At 72.4% G+C, this 16,996-nt stretch carries 13 protein-coding genes; 9 read left to right on the top strand and 4 right to left on the bottom strand.

Annotated features, from left to right (window positions below; genetic code table 11):
• Positions 1 to 451: 451 nt before the first annotated feature.
• From ACFV6E_RS29825 to ACFV6E_RS29810, 4 genes are all read left to right on the top strand, one after another.
• A complete protein-coding gene (locus ACFV6E_RS29825; protein WP_385465784.1) occupies positions 452 to 964 on the top strand; it encodes a cysteine dioxygenase in 513 nt (170 codons plus the stop codon).
• Positions 965 to 998: 34 nt separating this feature from the next.
• A complete protein-coding gene (gene cofD / locus ACFV6E_RS29820; RefSeq protein WP_385169824.1) occupies positions 999 to 1,958 on the top strand; it encodes a 2-phospho-L-lactate transferase in 960 nt (319 codons plus the stop codon).
• Positions 1,955 to 3,283 carry a coenzyme F420-0:L-glutamate ligase gene (locus ACFV6E_RS29815; protein WP_385465781.1) on the top strand — a complete coding sequence of 443 codons (1,329 nt, stop codon included), beginning with the start codon at positions 1,955 to 1,957 and terminating at the stop codon, positions 3,281 to 3,283. Before cofD ends, ACFV6E_RS29815 begins: the two co-directional genes overlap by 4 nt.
• Positions 3,284 to 3,537: 254 nt before the next feature.
• Entirely contained in the window at positions 3,538 to 4,539 is a 1,002-nt protein-coding gene (locus ACFV6E_RS29810; protein ID WP_385465779.1) for a DNA-3-methyladenine glycosylase family protein, read from the top strand.
• Between the two features lie 35 nt (positions 4,540 to 4,574).
• On the opposite strand, the gene ACFV6E_RS29805 is transcribed toward ACFV6E_RS29810, so the two are convergent.
• Positions 4,575 to 5,657, bottom strand: coding sequence for a sugar phosphate nucleotidyltransferase (locus ACFV6E_RS29805; RefSeq protein WP_385465776.1), 1,083 nt, complete (start codon positions 5,655 to 5,657; stop codon positions 4,575 to 4,577).
• 118 nt (positions 5,658 to 5,775) lie between these two features.
• On the bottom strand, positions 5,776 to 7,272 hold the full coding sequence (locus tag ACFV6E_RS29800) for a peptidoglycan recognition protein (RefSeq protein ID WP_385465773.1): 1,497 nt from the start codon (positions 7,270 to 7,272) through the stop codon (positions 5,776 to 5,778).
• A gap of 128 nt (positions 7,273 to 7,400) precedes the next feature.
• Here ACFV6E_RS29800 and ACFV6E_RS29795 point away from each other — a divergent pair, with 128 nt between their 5' ends.
• The 4 genes from ACFV6E_RS29795 to ACFV6E_RS29780 all read left to right on the top strand — a co-directional run bounded on the left by ACFV6E_RS29795 (position 7,401) and on the right by ACFV6E_RS29780 (position 13,493).
• Positions 7,401 to 8,159 carry a TIGR03089 family protein gene (locus ACFV6E_RS29795; RefSeq protein ID WP_385465770.1) on the top strand — a complete coding sequence of 253 codons (759 nt, stop codon included), beginning with the start codon at positions 7,401 to 7,403 and terminating at the stop codon, positions 8,157 to 8,159.
• 127 nt (positions 8,160 to 8,286) lie between these two features.
• Entirely contained in the window at positions 8,287 to 9,639 is a 1,353-nt protein-coding gene (locus ACFV6E_RS29790) for an LCP family protein (RefSeq protein WP_385465767.1), read from the top strand.
• A 237-nt stretch (positions 9,640 to 9,876) separates the two neighbouring features.
• Positions 9,877 to 11,610 (top strand): LCP family protein, encoded by a 1,734-nt coding sequence (locus tag ACFV6E_RS29785; protein ID WP_385169841.1) that lies wholly within the window; start codon positions 9,877 to 9,879, stop codon positions 11,608 to 11,610.
• 125 nt (positions 11,611 to 11,735) lie between these two features.
• Positions 11,736 to 13,493 (top strand): LCP family protein, encoded by a 1,758-nt coding sequence (locus ACFV6E_RS29780; RefSeq protein WP_385465764.1) that lies wholly within the window; start codon positions 11,736 to 11,738, stop codon positions 13,491 to 13,493.
• Between the two features lie 92 nt (positions 13,494 to 13,585).
• On the opposite strand, the gene ACFV6E_RS29775 is transcribed toward ACFV6E_RS29780, so the two are convergent.
• On the bottom strand, positions 13,586 to 14,623 hold the full coding sequence (locus ACFV6E_RS29775) for a glycosyltransferase family 2 protein (protein ID WP_385177887.1): 1,038 nt from the start codon (positions 14,621 to 14,623) through the stop codon (positions 13,586 to 13,588).
• A 225-nt stretch (positions 14,624 to 14,848) separates the two neighbouring features.
• Between ACFV6E_RS29775 and ACFV6E_RS29770 the strand changes: the two genes are divergently transcribed.
• A complete protein-coding gene (locus ACFV6E_RS29770; protein ID WP_385465762.1) occupies positions 14,849 to 16,210 on the top strand; it encodes an LCP family protein in 1,362 nt (453 codons plus the stop codon).
• Between the two features lie 190 nt (positions 16,211 to 16,400).
• Here ACFV6E_RS29770 and ACFV6E_RS29765 read toward each other — a convergent pair whose 3' ends face one another.
• Positions 16,401 to 16,961, bottom strand: a complete 561-nt coding sequence (locus ACFV6E_RS29765; RefSeq protein WP_385177617.1) for an acyl-CoA thioesterase — start codon at positions 16,959 to 16,961, stop codon at positions 16,401 to 16,403.
• Positions 16,962 to 16,996: the final 35 nt, after the last annotated feature.

Here is a 16,996-nt window from a genome sequence, read left to right as displayed (position 1 = left end):
GCCCAGGAGTTCGATCTCGTTCCGACACCTCCCCGGATGCGAATCGGATCACAGATGGATCACGAATTCGAAACGGGGGCCGTGCGCCCGGTTGTGCGCCATGTGTCCCGTGATCCCGGAGAGCAAACCTTTCGCCTGACGGTTGAACCGGAAGAGGTGACGCACCTCCCACGCGCGCGGCCCAGGTTGACAGCCGAGGTGTGAACCGATGTCCTTGTGGGCATGCTCGCGAACTTGGCACTCACCACGACCCGCACCGCCGGGTCCCACGGTGCTGCCCGCGCTCGCTGTAGCTGTTGCTGTCCCAGCTGTTGAGCCGTACCGCGCTCCGGCTGTCCCGCCCGCTCCGGGCGGCTGCCCGCCCGTACCCGGGCGGCCCCTCCCGTCCGTGATCCGGACGGCGACCGCATGCGACACCCCAGCTCTCTTCCGCCGAGGAACCACCGCACCCATGAACAGCGACAGCGACCTCCAGATCGCCGGCGACATCCTCGAAGTCCCGCACCTGCTCCAGCCGCCGCGCGAGCACCCGGCCACCGTGGCCGAGTTCGCCGGGCTCGCCCGCTCCCTCGCCGCCGACCGCTCCCGGTGGGAGCACCTCGTCCGCTACGACGCCGCCTCGCGCTGGTACCACCGGCTCAGCACCGGGCCCGGCTACGAGGTCTGGCTGCTGTCCTGGGTGCCGGGGCAGGGCAGCGGGCCGCACGACCACGGCCCGTCCAGCGGAGTGCTCACCGTTCTGGACGGCGCACTGAGCGAGCGCACGAAGCACGGCACGCGCGAACTGCGCGCCGGTGCGCAGCGTGTCTTCGCCCCCGGTTACGTGCATGAAGTGGTCAACGACATGCTCGAACCGGCCATAAGTCTGCACATCTATTACCCGGGTCTGACCGAAATGCCGATGCACGTCGCACAGTGCGCCGCTCCCGCCGCGCACGACGCCGGCAATGCCGTAACTGCCTGACGCGCTGTCGTACCCGCCTGCGAGACTGAACCCCATGCGCATTGTGGTTCTGGCAGGCGGTATCGGCGGTGCCCGGTTCCTGCGCGGTCTCAAGCAGGCCGCGCCGGACGCGGACATCACGGTCATCGGCAACACCGGCGACGACATCCACCTCTTCGGCCTGAAGGTCTGTCCGGACCTCGACACGGTGATGTACACCCTCGGCGGCGGCATCAACGAGGAGCAGGGCTGGGGACGGACCGACGAGACCTTCCACCTGAAATCGGAGCTCGCCGCGTACGGCGCGGGGCCGGAGTGGTTCGGGCTCGGCGACCGGGACTTCGCCACGCACATCGTGCGGACGCAGATGCTCGCGGCGGGCTATCCGCTCAGCGCCGTCACCGAGGCGCTGTGCGACCGGTGGCAGCCGGGCGTCCGGCTGATCCCGATGTCCGACGACCGGGTGGAGACCCATGTCGCCGTCGAGCTGGACGGTGAGCGCAAGGCGATCCACTTCCAGGAGTACTGGGTGCGGCTGCGGGCCTCCGTGGACGCGCTGGCCGTGGTGCCCGTCGGCGCCGAGCAGGCCAAGCCCGCGCCCGGCGTCCTCGAGGCGATCGCCCAGGCGGACGTCGTGCTCTTCCCGCCGTCCAACCCGGTGGTCTCCGTGGGGACCATCCTCGCCGTGCCCGGCATGAGGGAGGCGATCGCCGAGGCGGGGGTGCCCGTGGTGGGCCTCTCCCCGATCGTCGGGGACGCGCCCGTGCGCGGCATGGCGGACAAGGTGCTGGCGGCCGTGGGCGTCGAGTCGACCGCCGCGGCCGTCGCCGAGCACTACGGTTCGGGGCTCCTCGACGGCTGGCTGGTCGACACCGTCGACGCGGGCACCGTGGAGCGCGTCGAGGCGGCCGGGATCCGCTGCCGGGCCGTCCCGCTGCTGATGTCGGACATCGACGCCGCGGCGCGGATGGCGGCCGAGGCGCTGACGCTGGCGGAGGAGGTGCGGGGCGCGTGAGCGGCGGGGTTCCCACGGAGGAGCGGACGGCGGCGGGCTTCCGGGTGTGGGCCGTGCCCGGACTGCCCGAGGTGCGCGAGGGCGACGATCTGGCCAAGCTCGTCGCGGCGGCCGAGCCCGGCCTGCGCGACGGTGACGTGGTCCTGGTCACCTCCAAGATCGTGTCCAAGGCGGAGGGACGGATCGTCGAGGCGACCGACCGCGAGGCCGCCATCGACGCGGAGACCGTGCGCGTCGTCGCCCGGCGCGGCACGCTGCGGATCGTCGAGAACCGGCAGGGCCTGGTGATGGCCGCCGCCGGGGTCGACGCCTCCAACACCCCGGCCGGCACCGTGCTGTTGCTGCCCGAGGATCCCGACGCGTCCGCGCGCGCGGTGCGCGCCGGGCTGCGCGACGCCCTCGGGGTCGACGTCGGCGTCGTCGTCACCGACACCTTCGGCCGGCCCTGGCGCACCGGGCTCACGGACGTCGCCATCGGCGCCGCGGGCGTCCGGGTCCTGGACGACCTGCGCGGCGGCACCGACTCCCACGGCAACCCGCTCAGCGCGACCGTCGTCGCCACGGCCGACGAGCTGGCCGCGGCGGGCGACCTGCTCAAGGGCAAGGCCGCGGGGCTCCCCGTCGCCGTCGTCCGGGGCCTTGCGCACGTGGTGGCCGAGGACGGCGGCGAGGGCACCCGGGGCATGGTGCGCGGCGCGCGCGACGACATGTTCCGGCTCGGCACGTCGGAGGCCGTACGGGAGGCGGTGACCCAGCGGCGTACGGTCCGGGCGTTCACCGACGAACCGGTGGACCCGGGGGCGGTCCGGCGCGCGGTGGCGGCGGCGGTGACCGCGCCGGCTCCGCACCACACCACGCCCTGGCGGTTCGTGCTCCTGGAGTCCGCGCAGTCGCGGACCCGGCTGCTCGACGCCATGCGGGACGCCTGGATCGCGGACCTGCGGCGCGACGGCAAGCCGGAGAGTTCCGTCGCCAAGCGCGTACGGCGCGGCGACGTCCTGCGCGACGCGCCGTATCTGGTGGTGCCCTGCCTGGTCATGGACGGTTCGCACACGTACGGCGATCCGCGGCGGGACGGCGCCGAGCGCGAGATGTTCGTGGTCGCCACCGGCGCGGGCGTGCAGAACCTGCTGGTGGCGCTGGCCGGGGAGCGCCTCGGCTCCGCCTGGGTGTCGTCGACGATGTTCTGCCGTGACGTCGTACGGGACGTGCTGGGGCTGCCCGCGGACTGGGACCCGATGGGGGCCGTGGCCGTCGGGCATCCGGCGGAGGAGCCGAGAGCGCGGCCCGAGCGGGACGCGGGGGCGTTCATCGAGGTGCGCTGAGCACCGGGCGGGACGCGAAGCCGTTCATCGAGGTGCGCTGAGCACCGGGCGGGACGCGAAGCCGTTCATCGAGGTGCGCTGAGCACCGGGCGGGACGCGAAGCCGTTCGTCGAGGTGCGCTGAGTACCGGGCGGGAGGCCGGGGCATTTATCGACGTGCACCGCCCCCGGGCCCCTGTCCGGTCCGTCCGCCCGCCGTCCGCTCCGTACCGCCTACCCTCATAGGGCACCCCGAGCTTCCCTAGGACCTCATCCGTGGCTGGACGTTTCGCTCCCCGGCCGACGCGTACGACCGTGCGCGGCGGTCATGCCGCCGTGCCCGGCGGGGTGCCGCGCCCCGCGGCCGTGGCCGGACGGCGGCGCACCTGGACGCCGGACGGGCCGCTGGACCTCGGTCTGGTGCTCGGCCCGCTGCGCCGGGGGCCCGGGGACCCGACGTTCCGGGCGACGCCCGACGGCTCCGTGTGGCGGGCCTGCCGTACGCCCGCCGGGCCCGGGACCCTGCGGGTCGCGCTGCGGGGCGGGGCCGCCGATGCCGAGGCGTGGGGTCCGGGCGCCGAGTGGCTGCTCGACCGGCTGCCCGATCTGCTCGGGGCGTCGGACGACCCGAGCGCCTTCGCGCCCCGGCACCGGCTCGTGGCGCTGGCCCGCCACCGGCGCCCCGGGCTGCGGCTGACCAGGACCGGCCTTGTCCTGGAGTCCCTCATCCCGTCGATCCTGGAACAGAAGGTCACCGCGGACGAGGCGTACCGGGCGTGGCGGCTGCTGGTGCGGCAGTTCGGCGAGCCCGCGCCGGGGCCCGCGCCCGACCGGATGCACGTCATGCCGGACCCGCGCACCTGGGCCATGATCCCGTCCTGGGAGTGGCACCGGGCCGGCGTCGACAACAAGCGGGCGTCGACGATCCTGCGGGCGGTGCGGGTGGCCGCCCGCCTCGAGGAGGCCGTGCTGCTCGACCCGCCGCGCGCGCAGGCCCGCCTCGAACTGGTCTCCGGGATCGGGCCGTGGACCTCCGCCGAGGTGGTGCAGCGCAGCCACGGCGCGGCCGACTCGGTGACCACCGGCGACCTGCACCTGCCGCGGATCGTGGGCTACGCGCTGGCGGGCGACCGGGACGCGGACGACGCCGTGATGCTGTCGCTCCTGGAGCCGTACGCGGGTCAGCGGCACCGTGCGGCGCGGCTGATCCTGCTCTCCGGCCGGACCCCGCCGCGCCGCAGGCCGAAGATGCCGCGGACGGACATCGGGCTGCTGTAGGGCCCGGCTGCGTGTCAGCCCGTATCAGTTCGTTGCTACTGGTCCGACGAGAACCGCACCGCGCCCGCCGGGATCCGGGCATCGCACCACACGCGCAGTCCCGTGTGGAGTTCGTTGTCCGGGCCGACGGCCGCTCCGTCGCCGATCACCGCGCCGGTCAGCACCGAGCGCTCGCCGATGCGGGCGCGGGCCCCGATCAGGGAGTCGGTGATGACGGCGCCGGGCTCCACGACGGCGCCCTGGAGGAGCGCGCTGCCGGTGATCCGGGCGCCCTCGCCGACGAACGCGCCCTCGCCGACCACGGTGCCGCCGGTGAGCTTGGCGTCCGGGGCGACGGACGCGCTCGGCAGCACGAGCCGGTCGCCGCAGCGGCCGGGGACCGCAGGGGACGGGGCGCGCCCGAGGACCAGGTCGGCCGAGCCGCGGACGAACGCCTGCGGGGTGCCGAGGTCGAGCCAGTAGGTGGAGTCGACCATGCCCTGGAGGTGGGCGCCGTGGGCGAGCAGGCCGGGGAAGGTCTCGCGCTCCACGGAGACGGGCCGGCCCGCCGGGATCGTGTCGATGACCGAGCGGCGGAAAACGTAGGCGCCCGCGTTGATCTGGTCGGTGACGATCTCCTCGGGCGTCTGCGGCTTCTCCAGGAAGGCGGTCACGCGGCCGGTCGGGTCCGTGGGGACCAGGCCGTACGCCCGGGGGTCGGTGACCCGGGTCAGGTGCAGCGAGACGTCGGCGCCGGTCGTCTCGTGGGTGCGGACCAGCGCCTGGATGTCCAGGCCGGTCAGGATGTCGCCGTTGAAGATCAGCACCGGCTCGTCGGGGCCCGAGCGCAGCCGGGAGGCGACGTTGCGGATGGCGCCGCCCGTGCCGAGCGGCTCCACCTCGGTGACGTACTCCAGGTGGAGCCCCAGCGCCGAGCCGTCCCCGAAGTAGGGCTCGAAGACCTCCGCGAGGTACGAGGTCGCCAGGACGATGTGCTCCACGCCCGCGGCCCTGGCCCGCGCCAGTTGGTGCGTCAGGAAGGGGACACCGGCCGCCGGGACCATCGGCTTGGGGGTGTGCACCGTGAGCGGGCGCAGCCGGGTGCCCTTGCCGCCGACCAGGAGGATCGCTTCTGTCACTCGTCTCTGCTTCCTGCTGGGGCCGGCCGATACTCGGGTGTCGGCCGGCCAGTGTATGCAGACTGTTCGACGGCCGGTCGCGACGGCCGGTTTCACTCGCGCGCGGTGTCGCCGGTTCTCATCGGCCCTGGTAGCGGGCCGCCGAGGAGCGGGCCGAGCCGAGCTTGCCGTAGAGGCGCCGTCCCGGACAGTCCGTGGCGAAACCGTCCCGATGGCCAGAGATCACATTGAGTCGTACGTTCTTGCCTTTTCGGTAGAGATTGCCACCGGCGGACTTCAGGTATGTCTTTCCGCGCGGATTGGCCCCGAAGAGACCCAGCTTCCACGCCGTGAGCTTCGAGACAGCCCTCACCGCCCGCGCGGGAGCCTTCGCGGACCCGAAACTGCCGATCACGGCGATCCCCATGCTGTTGCTGTTGAACCCGAGGGTGTGGGCGCCCTTGACGGCTTTCGTGACGCCGCCGGCCCGGCCTTCGTAGATGTTTCCGCACTTGTCGACGAGGAAGTTGTAGCCGATGTCACGCCAGCCCTGACTGCTGACGTGGTAGCGGTAGATACTGCGGATGACGGAAGCGGACCGGGAGCAGCTGTACTTGTTGCCGGTCGCCGTGTGGTGCACGAAGGCCGCCTTGACCCGTTTCGTGTACGCGAAGCCCCGCTCCCGCAGCCCCTCGTCGGCACCCCAGCCCCGGCGCGTGACGATGCGCGGGCGCGGGCCGATGTACGGCTGGACGCGTTGGCCGCCGCCGGCCGCTCCCTCCGCGCGGGCCTCGTCCACGGTGGCCTGCCGGGAGAGGGCGGGGAGCACGGCGGGGGCGGACGGCGCGAGGCCGGTACCGATGCCCGGGACCGCGTCTCCGGCTGCGTCTCCAGCTACGTCTCCTGCCGAGGCGACGGCGCCGCCGGCGAACGCGAGGGCTCCCGTGACCGCCGAGACGGCCGTGCGCGCGCCGCCCGCGGCGGACTTCGCCGCCGGTCCGTCGCCGGGGTCGACGAGTTCGAGGTGCAGGCCCCTGGGGAGCGAGGAGCCCGCGGCGGACGCCGTGCGATGGCCCGTACGACCGTCACGGCCGTCCGTGCGGTGGCCCGTACGGTCGTCCGTGCGTGCCCGCACGCGCAGTTCGACGCCGTCCGAGTCGCCCACCCACAGCGGTGCCGTGGCCCCGCGCACCCGGCCCGAGGTGCGCTCGGCCGTGCCGGGGTCGGCCGCGTGTTCGTGGTTGTGGGTCTCCACGTCCTGCCAGCCGGACCAGGTGCGGCCGCCGGTGGGCCGGGTACGGACCTGGACCCGGCCGTTCAGCTCGGCGTCCGGGTCGTTCCAGACGACGCCGAGGAGCGAGAACGGGCGTACATCCCGCCGGACCACCCCCTGCGGGGGCGCCGCGGACCCGGAGGCGCGCTTGGCGGTGAGCGGGACCAGGGGGAGGGACTGGGTGCTGCCGGGGACGGCGGCGGCGCCGGATCTCCCGGGGGCCGAGGCGGACGCCGGGACGGACGGGATCGCCGCCGCCGCGGAAGCCTCCGCGGACGTCGCGGCCGAGGCGGGCAGGGCCCCCGGGAGGGCCAGGGCCGCCGCACAGGTGACACCGATCGAGGAAGCCAGAAATCCACGCATGCGGCTGATCCTGGACATAGTCATACATATCTGTCCATCGGGGATGTGACGCCCCGTCGAGCGCACTCGGCCGAACCGGCGACCCGCCGGGGCGGCCCCGCGCACCCGCCCCGCGTACGCTTGCCCGCGTGACCGCCACCGACCGCACCCCCGCCGACCTGCTGCGATCCGTGCTCGCCACGGATCCGGCGCGCCCTTTGGTGACCTTCTACGACGACGCCACCGGCGAACGCGTGGAACTGTCCGTGGCCACCTTCGCCAATTGGGTGGCCAAGACCGCCAACCTCCTCCAGGACGAGCTGTCCGCCGAGCCCGGTGACCGGGTCGCGCTGCTGCTGCCCGCGCACTGGCAGACGGCGGTGTGGCTGCTGGCCTGTTCCTCGGTGGGCGTGGTCGCGGACGTCGGCGGCGACCCGGCCGCGGCCGACCACGTCGTCGCGGGCCCCGGGCACTTCGAGGCCGGGCTCGCCTGCTCCGGCGAGCGCGTCGCACTGTCGCTCGCGCCGCTGGGCCGCCGCTTCGTCCCCGCCCCGCCCGAGGGCTACGCCGACTACGCCGTGGAAGTGCCCAGCCAGGGCGACCGCTTCCAGCCGTACGCGCCGGTGGACCCGGAGGAGCCCGCGCTGACCGTCGCCGGGGCCGAGTACACCGGCGCCGAGGTCGTCGAGCGGGCCCGCGCCGACGCGCCCCGGCTCGGCCTCACGGGGCCCGGCGCGCGGATCCTGTCGGCGCTGGAGTACGACACCTGGGACGGCCTGAGCGCCGGCCTGTACGCGGCCCTGGCGTCCAACGGCTCCGTGGTCCTGTGCCGCAACCCCGGCCACCTGACCGACGACGCCCTCGCCAAGCGCATCGACGCGGAACGCGTCACGGCAACGGCCCGCTGACGCCGGGGCGCCGGCCCCGCTCCCCCGTTCAGCCCACGACCGCCCCCCGTCCACGAGCCCCCGGAGCCCCGGCGGGTCATGGTCGTAGGAGCACCAGGAGCACGAGGACGGCCGTACGGCTCGAGGGGTGGATGCAGACGTGGGCGACAGCGCGGGTACGGGCTCCGGACGTGCGGGCGACGAGGGGACCGGGCCTGCGGGCGCGGCGGGGCCGGGGGCGGGGGCGTCGCCCACCGGGGCCGGACTCGCGCGGCGGCGCAGGCGCTGGCTGCGCCGCACCGCGCTCGGCGTGACCGTCGTACTGGCCGGCGCCGCGGCGGCCGGCTGGGCGGCGTACGAGAAGCTGAGCTCCAACATCACGGCCGACGAAGCCGCCGCCCGCGAACTCGCCCGGTACGAGAAGGAGCGCCCCGCGGCCCTGGTGCGCGCGGCGCAGAACATCCTGCTGATCGGCTCGGACTCGCGCTCCGGGGACGGCAACGCCGAGTACGGCCGGGACTCGGGCACCGAGCGCTCCGACACCACGATCCTGCTGCACCTGGCCGCCGACCGGGAGAGCGCCACCGCCGTCTCGGTGCCGCGCGACCTGATGGTGGACGTGCCCGGCTGCCGGCGCCGCGACGGCTCCCGCAGCGAGGCGATGTTCACGCAGTTCAACCAGGCCTTCGCGAGCGGCGGTTCGGCCTGCACGATCCGCACCCTGGAGAAGCTGACCGACATCCGCGTGGACCACCACATGGTCGTGGACTTCCAGGGGTTCAAGGAGATGGTCGACGCGGTCGACGGCGTCCGGGTGTGCCTGAAGGAACCGATCGACGACAAGGACGCCAGGCTGAACGTCCCGGCGGGCCGGGTGACGCTGAACGGTGAGCAGTCCCTGGGCTACGTCCGCGCCCGCAAGACCGTCGGCGACGGCAGCGACACCGACCGCATGGGCCGCCAGCAGCGCTTCCTCGGCGCCCTGGTGAACAAGGTGCAGAGCAACGACGTCCTGCTCAACCCGGCCAAGCTGTACCCGGTGCTCGACGCGGCCACCTCGTCGCTCACCACGGACCCCGCGCTGGCCAGTCTGCGCGGCCTCTACCAACTCGTCCGCGGCATGCGCGACATCCCCACCGCACGCGTGCGCTTCCTGACCGTCCCGCGCACGTCCTACGCCTACAACGCCAATCGCGATCAGCTCGTGGAGCCCGAGGCCGAGGAACTCTTCGACCGGCTCCGCTCGGACACGCCCGTGACAGTCTCGAAAGAACTTCCGGTAGATACCGCCACAAAGGGCGACAACAGGACATCGAGGAACGAGCGGCACGCGGGAGGCGACGACGGCGGCTCACGGCCGGGCAATACGTCCGGCCACCACGAAGCGGAGTCGTACGGCGACGGAAAGTCCCCGGAAATGCGGCCCGTTGCACCCGCCGGCACTCCGCGCCCCGACCCCACTTTCCGCGGGAACACGGCCGCCGACGACGCCTGCGAGTAAAGCACGGGCCAAGTCCCAGAAGTCGAGTCTCAAGAAATGCGTCGGATTGCCCAGTTGTAGGGAAGTGGAATTTGTCACCGTCGTCGCTCGACGTTGAACTGGGCGGATAGTGTGAGCGATCCGGTGCACCCGGCCACGAGGTCCGTCCTGGGGGTCGCGCATCGCAGACCGAGACCCGAGCGCCTTACTTGAGGGGAGAAAGGCGCCGCGTGGCCCCGACGGAGGATTCAGACAACCGTGGACGCGCAAGGCCGTGGGCGGGCGGACGACATCGATCCCGCAGACCAGTGGGTGCTCAACCCGAACACCGGTGAATACGAACTGCGACTGACTCCTTCCGGACCGCAGTCGACAGTCCCCAGACCGCGCAGAGCCGCTGCCGCCGGCGAGACCCGCGCCCGGACCGCGACACCGGGCCGCGAGAAGCCCGACGCGCCGGCTCCCGACACCGTGCCCGGACCGCGCAGGCGCCGCGGCACGCCGCCCGAGCCGGCCCCGGGCCGCCGGCGCACCAAGCAGAAGAAGAAGGGGAAGGCCAAGAAGATCCTGCTGTGGACCGGCGGCGGCATGGCCTTCGTCCTCGTCGCCGCCACCGGGGCGGGCTACCTCTACCTCAAGCACCTCGAAGGCAACGTCCAGACGACGGACGTCGGCGACGCGGGCTCCAGCAGCTTCAGCAAGGACGAGGCCTTCAACCTCCTCATCATCGGTACCGACAAGCGCACCGGCGAGGGCAACGAGGGCTACGGCGACAAGAACAGCGTCGGGCACGCCGACACCAACATCCTGCTGCACGTCTCCAAGGACCGTACGAACGCGACCGCGATGAGCATCCCGCGCGACCTGATCGTCGACGTACCGGACTGCCCGACGACACTCTCCGACGGCACCGAGAAGGTCATCGCGGGCACGGAGAACCAACGCTTCAACACCAGCCTCGGCCAGTTCGACCGCGACCCGGGCTGCACCATGCGCACGGTCCAGGCGGTCACCGGCATCAAGCCCGACCACTTCATGATGGCCGACTTCAACGCGGTCAAGACGCTGACCACGGCCGTCGGCGGCGTCGAGGTCTGCGTGACGAAGGCCGTCGACGACGCGGACTCGCACCTCAAACTGCCCGCGGGCAAGTCCGTGGTGGAGGGCGAGCAGGCGCTGGCCTTCGTGCGGACCCGGCACAGCTTCGGCAACTCCGGCGACCTCGACCGGATCAAGGTGCAGCAGCAGTTCCTCAGCTCGCTGATGCGCAAGATGGCCTCCAGCGACACCCTCACCAGCCCGACCAAGCTGTACAAGCTGGCCGAGGCCGCCACCAAGGCGCTCACCGTCGACTCCGCCATCGGCAAGGTCGGCACCCTCAAGGACATGGCTCTCGAGCTGAAGAAGGTGCCGACGAAGAACATCACCTTCACGACCGTGCCGGTGGTCGACAACCCCGCCGAGAAGACGCCGGTGACGGTCGTCGTCAACAAGACGCTGGCGGACCCGCTGTTCGAGATGATCCAGAACGACACCTCGCTGACCGAGGTGAAGCAGAAGGAGAAGAAGGAGAAGGCCGAAGTGGCCGCCCGGCTCAAGGGCGACCGCTCGGAGGCCTCCGAGATCCGCGTCGACATCTACAACGGCGGCGCCGAGGCGGGTTCCGCACAGGAAACTCTCAACTGGCTGCAGAATGATGAGGGCGTGCTCAAGTCCAGCCAGCTCGGCAACGCCGACGAGACGCTCAGCAAGACGACCCTGGAGTACTCTCCCGACCAGGCCGACCAGGCACGCAAGCTGGCCGACCTGATGGGCCTGTCGGCTTCCGCGATGAAGCCCGGCAAGAGCGAGAAGAACGCCCAGGGTCTGCCCGCGATGGTGCTCACCCTCGGCAAGGACTTCAAGGGCGCGGGAGTGTCGCTGACGGCGCCGACCAAGGTGTCGGACGACGTCCAGAGGTCCACTGCGGACAAGGAACAGTGCGCCAGTTGATGACCTGACGGGTCCGTCGTGCGTCTACATGGACGTGGGTGCCCAACCAAGAGGGGTGCTCGCGCGTCCAACTGGGCGTACGACGGGCCCGTTTGTCAGGCGCAGGGTGGGGAGAGGGCAGGGAGATGGCGCGGAGCAGTGTGCGTGGGGAGGGGTCACGCCCACGTGTCCGGCAGGCCGGTGAACTGGGCTGGGACGACAGTCTGTACGCGGAGGACGGCGACACCGTTCAAGATCCGGCGCAGGACGTACGGGAAAGACCGGCCGGCACCGCCGATACGGCTGACACCGCCGACGCCCCGGGCGGCGGCCGGAAGCAGGCGAGCGGCGGCACACCCGCCGGTCCCGGGTCCCCCGCCCGGCCGGGCAAGGGCGGCGGCAGCGGTCCGGGCGGGCGGCCGCCGCGCCGCAGACGCCGGGCGCTGCGCTGGTCGGCGACGGTCCTGGCGGTACTGATACTCGGCACCGCGGGTGCCGGTTATCTCTACTACCAGCACCTGAACGGCAACATCAAGAAGGACGACCTCAACCTCGGCGACGAGAAGGACAGGGCCGCGGCGCCCACGGCGAACGCGGCCGGCCAGACCCCGCTGAACGTCCTGCTGATCGGCTCCGACGCCCGGGACACCAAGGAGAACCAGGAACTCGGCGGCGCCAAGGAGACCTTCGGCTCCACCCCCCTCGCGGACGTCCAGATGCTGCTGCACCTGTCCGCCGACCGCACCAACATGTCGGTCATCAGCATGCCGCGCGACACCCTGCTCCAGATCCCCAAGTGCACGGACCCGGACGACGGCAAGGTCTACCAGGCGACCACCGGCCGGACCATGACCAACCAGTCCCTCGGCCGCGGCGGCCCCGGCTGCACCGTGGCCACCTGGGAGAAGCTGACCGGCATCCACATCGACCACTTCATGCAGATCGATTTCTCCGGCGTGGTCTCGATGGCGGACGCCATCGGCGGCGTCCCCGTCTGCGTGGACGCCAACATCTACTCCAAGGACAGCGAGGGCCACGGCTCCGGTCTGAAGCTCACCGAGGGCACGCACTCCATCAAGGGCGAGCAGGCCCTGCAGTGGCTGCGCACCCGCTACGGCTTCGAGGACGGCAGCGACCTCGGCCGGGCCCGCGCGCAGCACCAGTACATGAGCTCGATGATCCGGCAGCTCCGCGAGAACGCCACGATCACCAACCCGAACAAGCTGCGCAGGCTCGCGGAGACGGCCACCAACGCCCTCACCGTCGACCCCGGCCTGGACACCGTGAAGAAGCTCTACGACCTCGGCTCCCAGATGCGGGACGTGAAGCCGGAGCGCGTCACCATGACCACGATGCCCAACCGGTACGTGGGCGCGCGCGTGGAGCCCACCGAGGACGCCGAGAAGCTCTTCCGGCTGGTCCGCGACGACATCGCGCTCGACGGCAAGGACAAGAAGAAGTCGAGTAAGGAGAAGGCCTCCGACGACCCGGCCGCGGCGGACGCCGAGATCGGCGTCCTGGTGCAGAACGGCACCCGTACCGACACCCTCGCCCCGGTCGCCGGGCGCGCGAGCGCCGTCAGCCAGCTCCTGGCCGAGGACGGCTTCGCCAGGGCGACGGCCGACACCACCACGGCGACCACCGAGGACAAGACGGTGATCCGCTACCCGAGCGCCGACCTGGAGGGCGACGCCCAGCGAGTGGCCAAGTCCCTCGGCATCGAGTTCAGTTCGGTCAAGAAGTCGACGGACGTCTCCGGCGTGACGCTGATCGTGGGCGCCGACTGGCGCGAGGGCGACACGTACAAGGCGGCCGAGGAGGACGACACGCTCCCGGACACCGCCGACGCGCTGAGCGGCGACAAGAAGAAGTGCATGCACGTGAACTCGGCGTTCACGTTCTAGCACTCGGTACCCGGCACTCGGTCCCTGATGACGGCTCGGCCCCTGACGCACGGGAGTGCGTCAGGGGCCGACGGCTGTGTCCGGGGGGCCGCTCAGGCGGTCTCCGCCTCCGCGCGGACCGCCGGGCGGCGCGAGGCGATGACCCGCTTCGCCAGCGACTTCGGGCTGGTCAGGAACCCCCAGCCCCAGGACATGTGCATGGTCGCGAGGGCGACGGGGATCTGGAGCCGGGCCTTCAGCGGCAGCCCGCGGCCCGCCGGCAGCGAACCCGCCACGATGGCCGCGAGATAGGCACCGGGAGCGACGAAGCCCCACGGTGAGACGGCGAGACCCACCACGATGCCCGCGGCGATCACGCACACCGCGGTCGGCGGGGCGAGATAGCGGGCGTTGATCGACCCCTCGTGGTAGCGCGCGACGACGTGCCGCCAGCGCCCGTAGTCCTTGTACTGCTTGGCCAGCGCGCGCACGGAGGGCCGCGGCCGGTACGACACCCGCAGCTCGGGCGAGAACCAGATGAGCCCGCCGGCCTCGCGGATCCGGAAGTTCAGCTCCCAGTCCTGGGCACGGATGAACTCCTCGTTGTAGCCGCCCTGTTGCTCCAGCGCGGCCCGCCGGAAGACCCCGAGGTAGACCGTCTCGGCCGGGGCCGCGGCGCCGCCGGTGTGGAAGGCCGCGTTGCCGACGCCGATCTTCGACGTCATGGCGGCGGCGACGGCGTGCTCCCAGTCGTTCTCGCCCTCGGCGTGCATGATGCCGCCGACGTTCTGCGCACCGGTCTCGTCGAGCAGCCGCACGGCGGTCGCGATGTAGTTCGGCGACAGCATGCCGTGCCCGTCGACGCGTACGACGACGGGGTGCCGGGACGCCTTGATCGCGGCGTTCAGCGCGGCGGGGGTGCGCCCTGTCGGGTTCGGCACCGTGTGGACGCGCGGGTCCTCACGGACGAGTTCGGCGGCGATCTCCTCCGTACGGTCCGAGGACGGACCGATGGCGATGACCACCTCCATCTCGCCGTCGTACTCCTGCGCCAGGATCGCTTGGACGGCCCCGCGCAGATGCCGCTCCTCGTTGAGGACCGGCATGATCACAGACACGGCGGGGGACCGCACGTCAGACTTCTCGCTCATCGGACGTCACGTTACCGCGAACGGGGGACACCGGTGCGCGCCGCGGGGGTGCGGGCCCGGGCCGCAGATCGTATCGGCCTACGGTGCTCACGGATTCCCCTGCCCGGCCCTCGCGGAGGTGCCCTCTTGCCCACGCCGTCCCGCTCCCCCGAGCCCCCGGAGCGTCCGCCCCGGCCGCCCCGTGCCCGGCGGCCGCCCGTACGGCGGAGACGGACCGGCTGGGCCATGCGGGCGGTGACGGCGCTCTCGGTGGGGGTGCTGGCCTCGGCGGGCATCGGGCACGCGCTGGTCACCGGGCTCGACGCGGACATCGCCCGGGTCGACCCGTTCAAGGACATGAAGAACCGTCCCGAGGCGGGCAACGGCATGAACGTGCTGCTGGTCGGCACCGACGGCCGGGACCGGATCACGCCCGAGGAGCGGACGAAGTACCGGCTGGGCGGACTGCCCTGCCACTGCACGGACACCATCATGATCGTGCACATCTCCGCGGAGCGGGACCGGGCCAGCATCGTCAGCCTGCCGCGCGACTCCTACGCCGAGGCGCCCGCGCACACCGACCGGATCAGCGGCGAGCGGCACGATCCGCACCCGGTGAAGCTGAACGCGGCGTACGCGGAGGGCGGCCCGCAGCTCACCGTGCGCACCGTCGAGAACATGACCCACGTCAAGATCGACCACTATCTGGAGGTCGACTTCACCAGCTTCATGAAGACGGTGGACGTGCTCGGCGGGGTGGAGATCTGTACCACGGAGCCGATGACGGACCTGTACACCGGGCTCGACCTGCCCGCCGGGCCGCACGAGCTGAACGGCGGGCAGGCCCTCCAGTACGTGCGTTCCCGGCACGTCGACAGCGCCTCCGACCTCGGCCGGATGCAGCGCCAGCAGCGCTTCCTCGCGGCCCTGATCGAGCGGGCCACCTCCTCCGGGGTGCTGCTGAACCCGATGCGGTTCCGGGACGTCACCGGCGCCGTGCTCGGCTCGGTCCGGGCCGACAAGGGGTTCGGCACGGACGACCTCCTCGACCTGGGCCGGGCGATGCGGAACTTCTCGCCCTCGTCGTCCGAGTTCACGACCGTGCCGATCGGCGAGCTGAAGTTCGCCGTGCGGGGGCTCGGCGAGACTCTGAAGTGGGATCCGGCCAAGTCGGCGAAGCTGTTCCGCGCGCTGCGCGAGGACCGGCCCCTGGCCCCGCACAGGGTGCGCAGCAAGGTGGTACGGGTGGAGGTGGCCCCGCAGCAGATCAGTGTGCAGGTGGAGAACGGCACGCTCACCGAGGGCCGCGGCAAGCGCCTCGACCGGGCGCTGGCCGCCACCGGCTTCCACACCACCGGCAACCCGGTCAACTCCGCCGAGCGCACCCACGAGCGGACCGTCGTCGCGTACGACCCGCGCTGGGACCGCTCGGCGCGGTCGCTGGCGGCGGCGCTGCCGGGGGCGGAGCTGCGCGAGATGCCGGGCCAGGGGCCGACGCTGAAGGTGATCGCGGGGTCGGACGGCAGGGCGGTCCGCAAGGTGAAGGCGGCGGACCCCTACCAGGGCGAGTTCGGCGTGGTCACCGGCGACCAGGTGGTCTGCCCGTGACGGAGGGCGTACCACCGGGCGGTCCGCCCACGCCGGACCACGCACCACCGGGCGGTCTGCCCACGCCGGACCACGCACCACCGGGCAGTCCGCCCACGCCGGACCACGCACCACCGGGCAGTCCGCCCACGCCGGACCACGCACCACCGGGCAGTCCGCCCGTGAGGGACCGACCGCGCACGGTCCGTGCTCAGTCGTTCAGGCCCTCGGCCAGCCGCTGCTGCCGGAGCTCCGTGATCGCGCGGCGGCGGGCCAGGCGGTGGGTGCGGCGGATCTGGGCCTCCTGACAGCGGCGGCGGTCGCGCTCGGTCTCCGGGACGACCGGCGGCACCCGCCGGGGCTTGCCGTCGGCGTCCACGGCGGCGAAGACGAGATAGGCGGAGCCGACCTGGGTCGCCGGGGCGGACTCGTTCCAGCGCTCGGCGAGGACCCGCACGCCGACCTCCATCGAGGTCCGCCCGGTCCAGTTCACCTGGGCCTTCACATGGACGAGGTCGCCCACCCTGACCGGCTCCAGGAACGCCATCTCGTCCATGGAGGCGGTGACGGCGGGTCCGCCGGAGTGCCTGCCGGCCACCGCGCCGGCCGCGTCGTCGACCAGTTTCATGATCACGCCACCGTGCACCGTGCCCAGCAGGTTGGTGTCGTTGTGGGTCATGATGTGGCTGAGCGTCGTCCGGGACGCGGAGGTCGGTTTGCCCGGCAGGTCTTCCGGAAGTGCTGCTTCCGCGGCGGGCGCCTGGTCTGTCATGACCTCCACCTTATGCCGGGGCCACTTTGTGTCAG

The sequence above is a fragment of the Streptomyces sp. NPDC059785 genome, from assembly GCF_042732375.1.
Lineage (GTDB): Bacteria > Actinomycetota > Actinomycetes > Streptomycetales > Streptomycetaceae > Streptomyces.
The sequence above is the reverse complement of the archived record's forward strand: the minus strand, read 5'-3'. Positions and strand labels throughout refer to the sequence as shown.

Coding starts and splice junctions, on each gene's coding strand:
- ACFV6E_RS29775 (WP_385177887.1), bottom strand. CDS start 14,623: ATGAGCGAGAAGTCTGACGTGCGGTCCCCCGCCGTGTCTGTGATCATG.
- ACFV6E_RS29770 (WP_385465762.1), top strand. CDS start 14,849: ATGCGGGCGGTGACGGCGCTCTCGGTGGGGGTGCTGGCCTCGGCGGGC.
- ACFV6E_RS29765 (WP_385177617.1), bottom strand. CDS start 16,961: ATGACAGACCAGGCGCCCGCCGCGGAAGCAGCACTTCCGGAAGACCTG.
- cofD (WP_385169824.1), top strand. CDS start 999: ATGCGCATTGTGGTTCTGGCAGGCGGTATCGGCGGTGCCCGGTTCCTG.
- ACFV6E_RS29800 (WP_385465773.1), bottom strand. CDS start 7,272: ATGCGTGGATTTCTGGCTTCCTCGATCGGTGTCACCTGTGCGGCGGCC.
- ACFV6E_RS29825 (WP_385465784.1), top strand. CDS start 452: ATGAACAGCGACAGCGACCTCCAGATCGCCGGCGACATCCTCGAAGTC.
- ACFV6E_RS29780 (WP_385465764.1), top strand. CDS start 11,736: ATGGCGCGGAGCAGTGTGCGTGGGGAGGGGTCACGCCCACGTGTCCGG.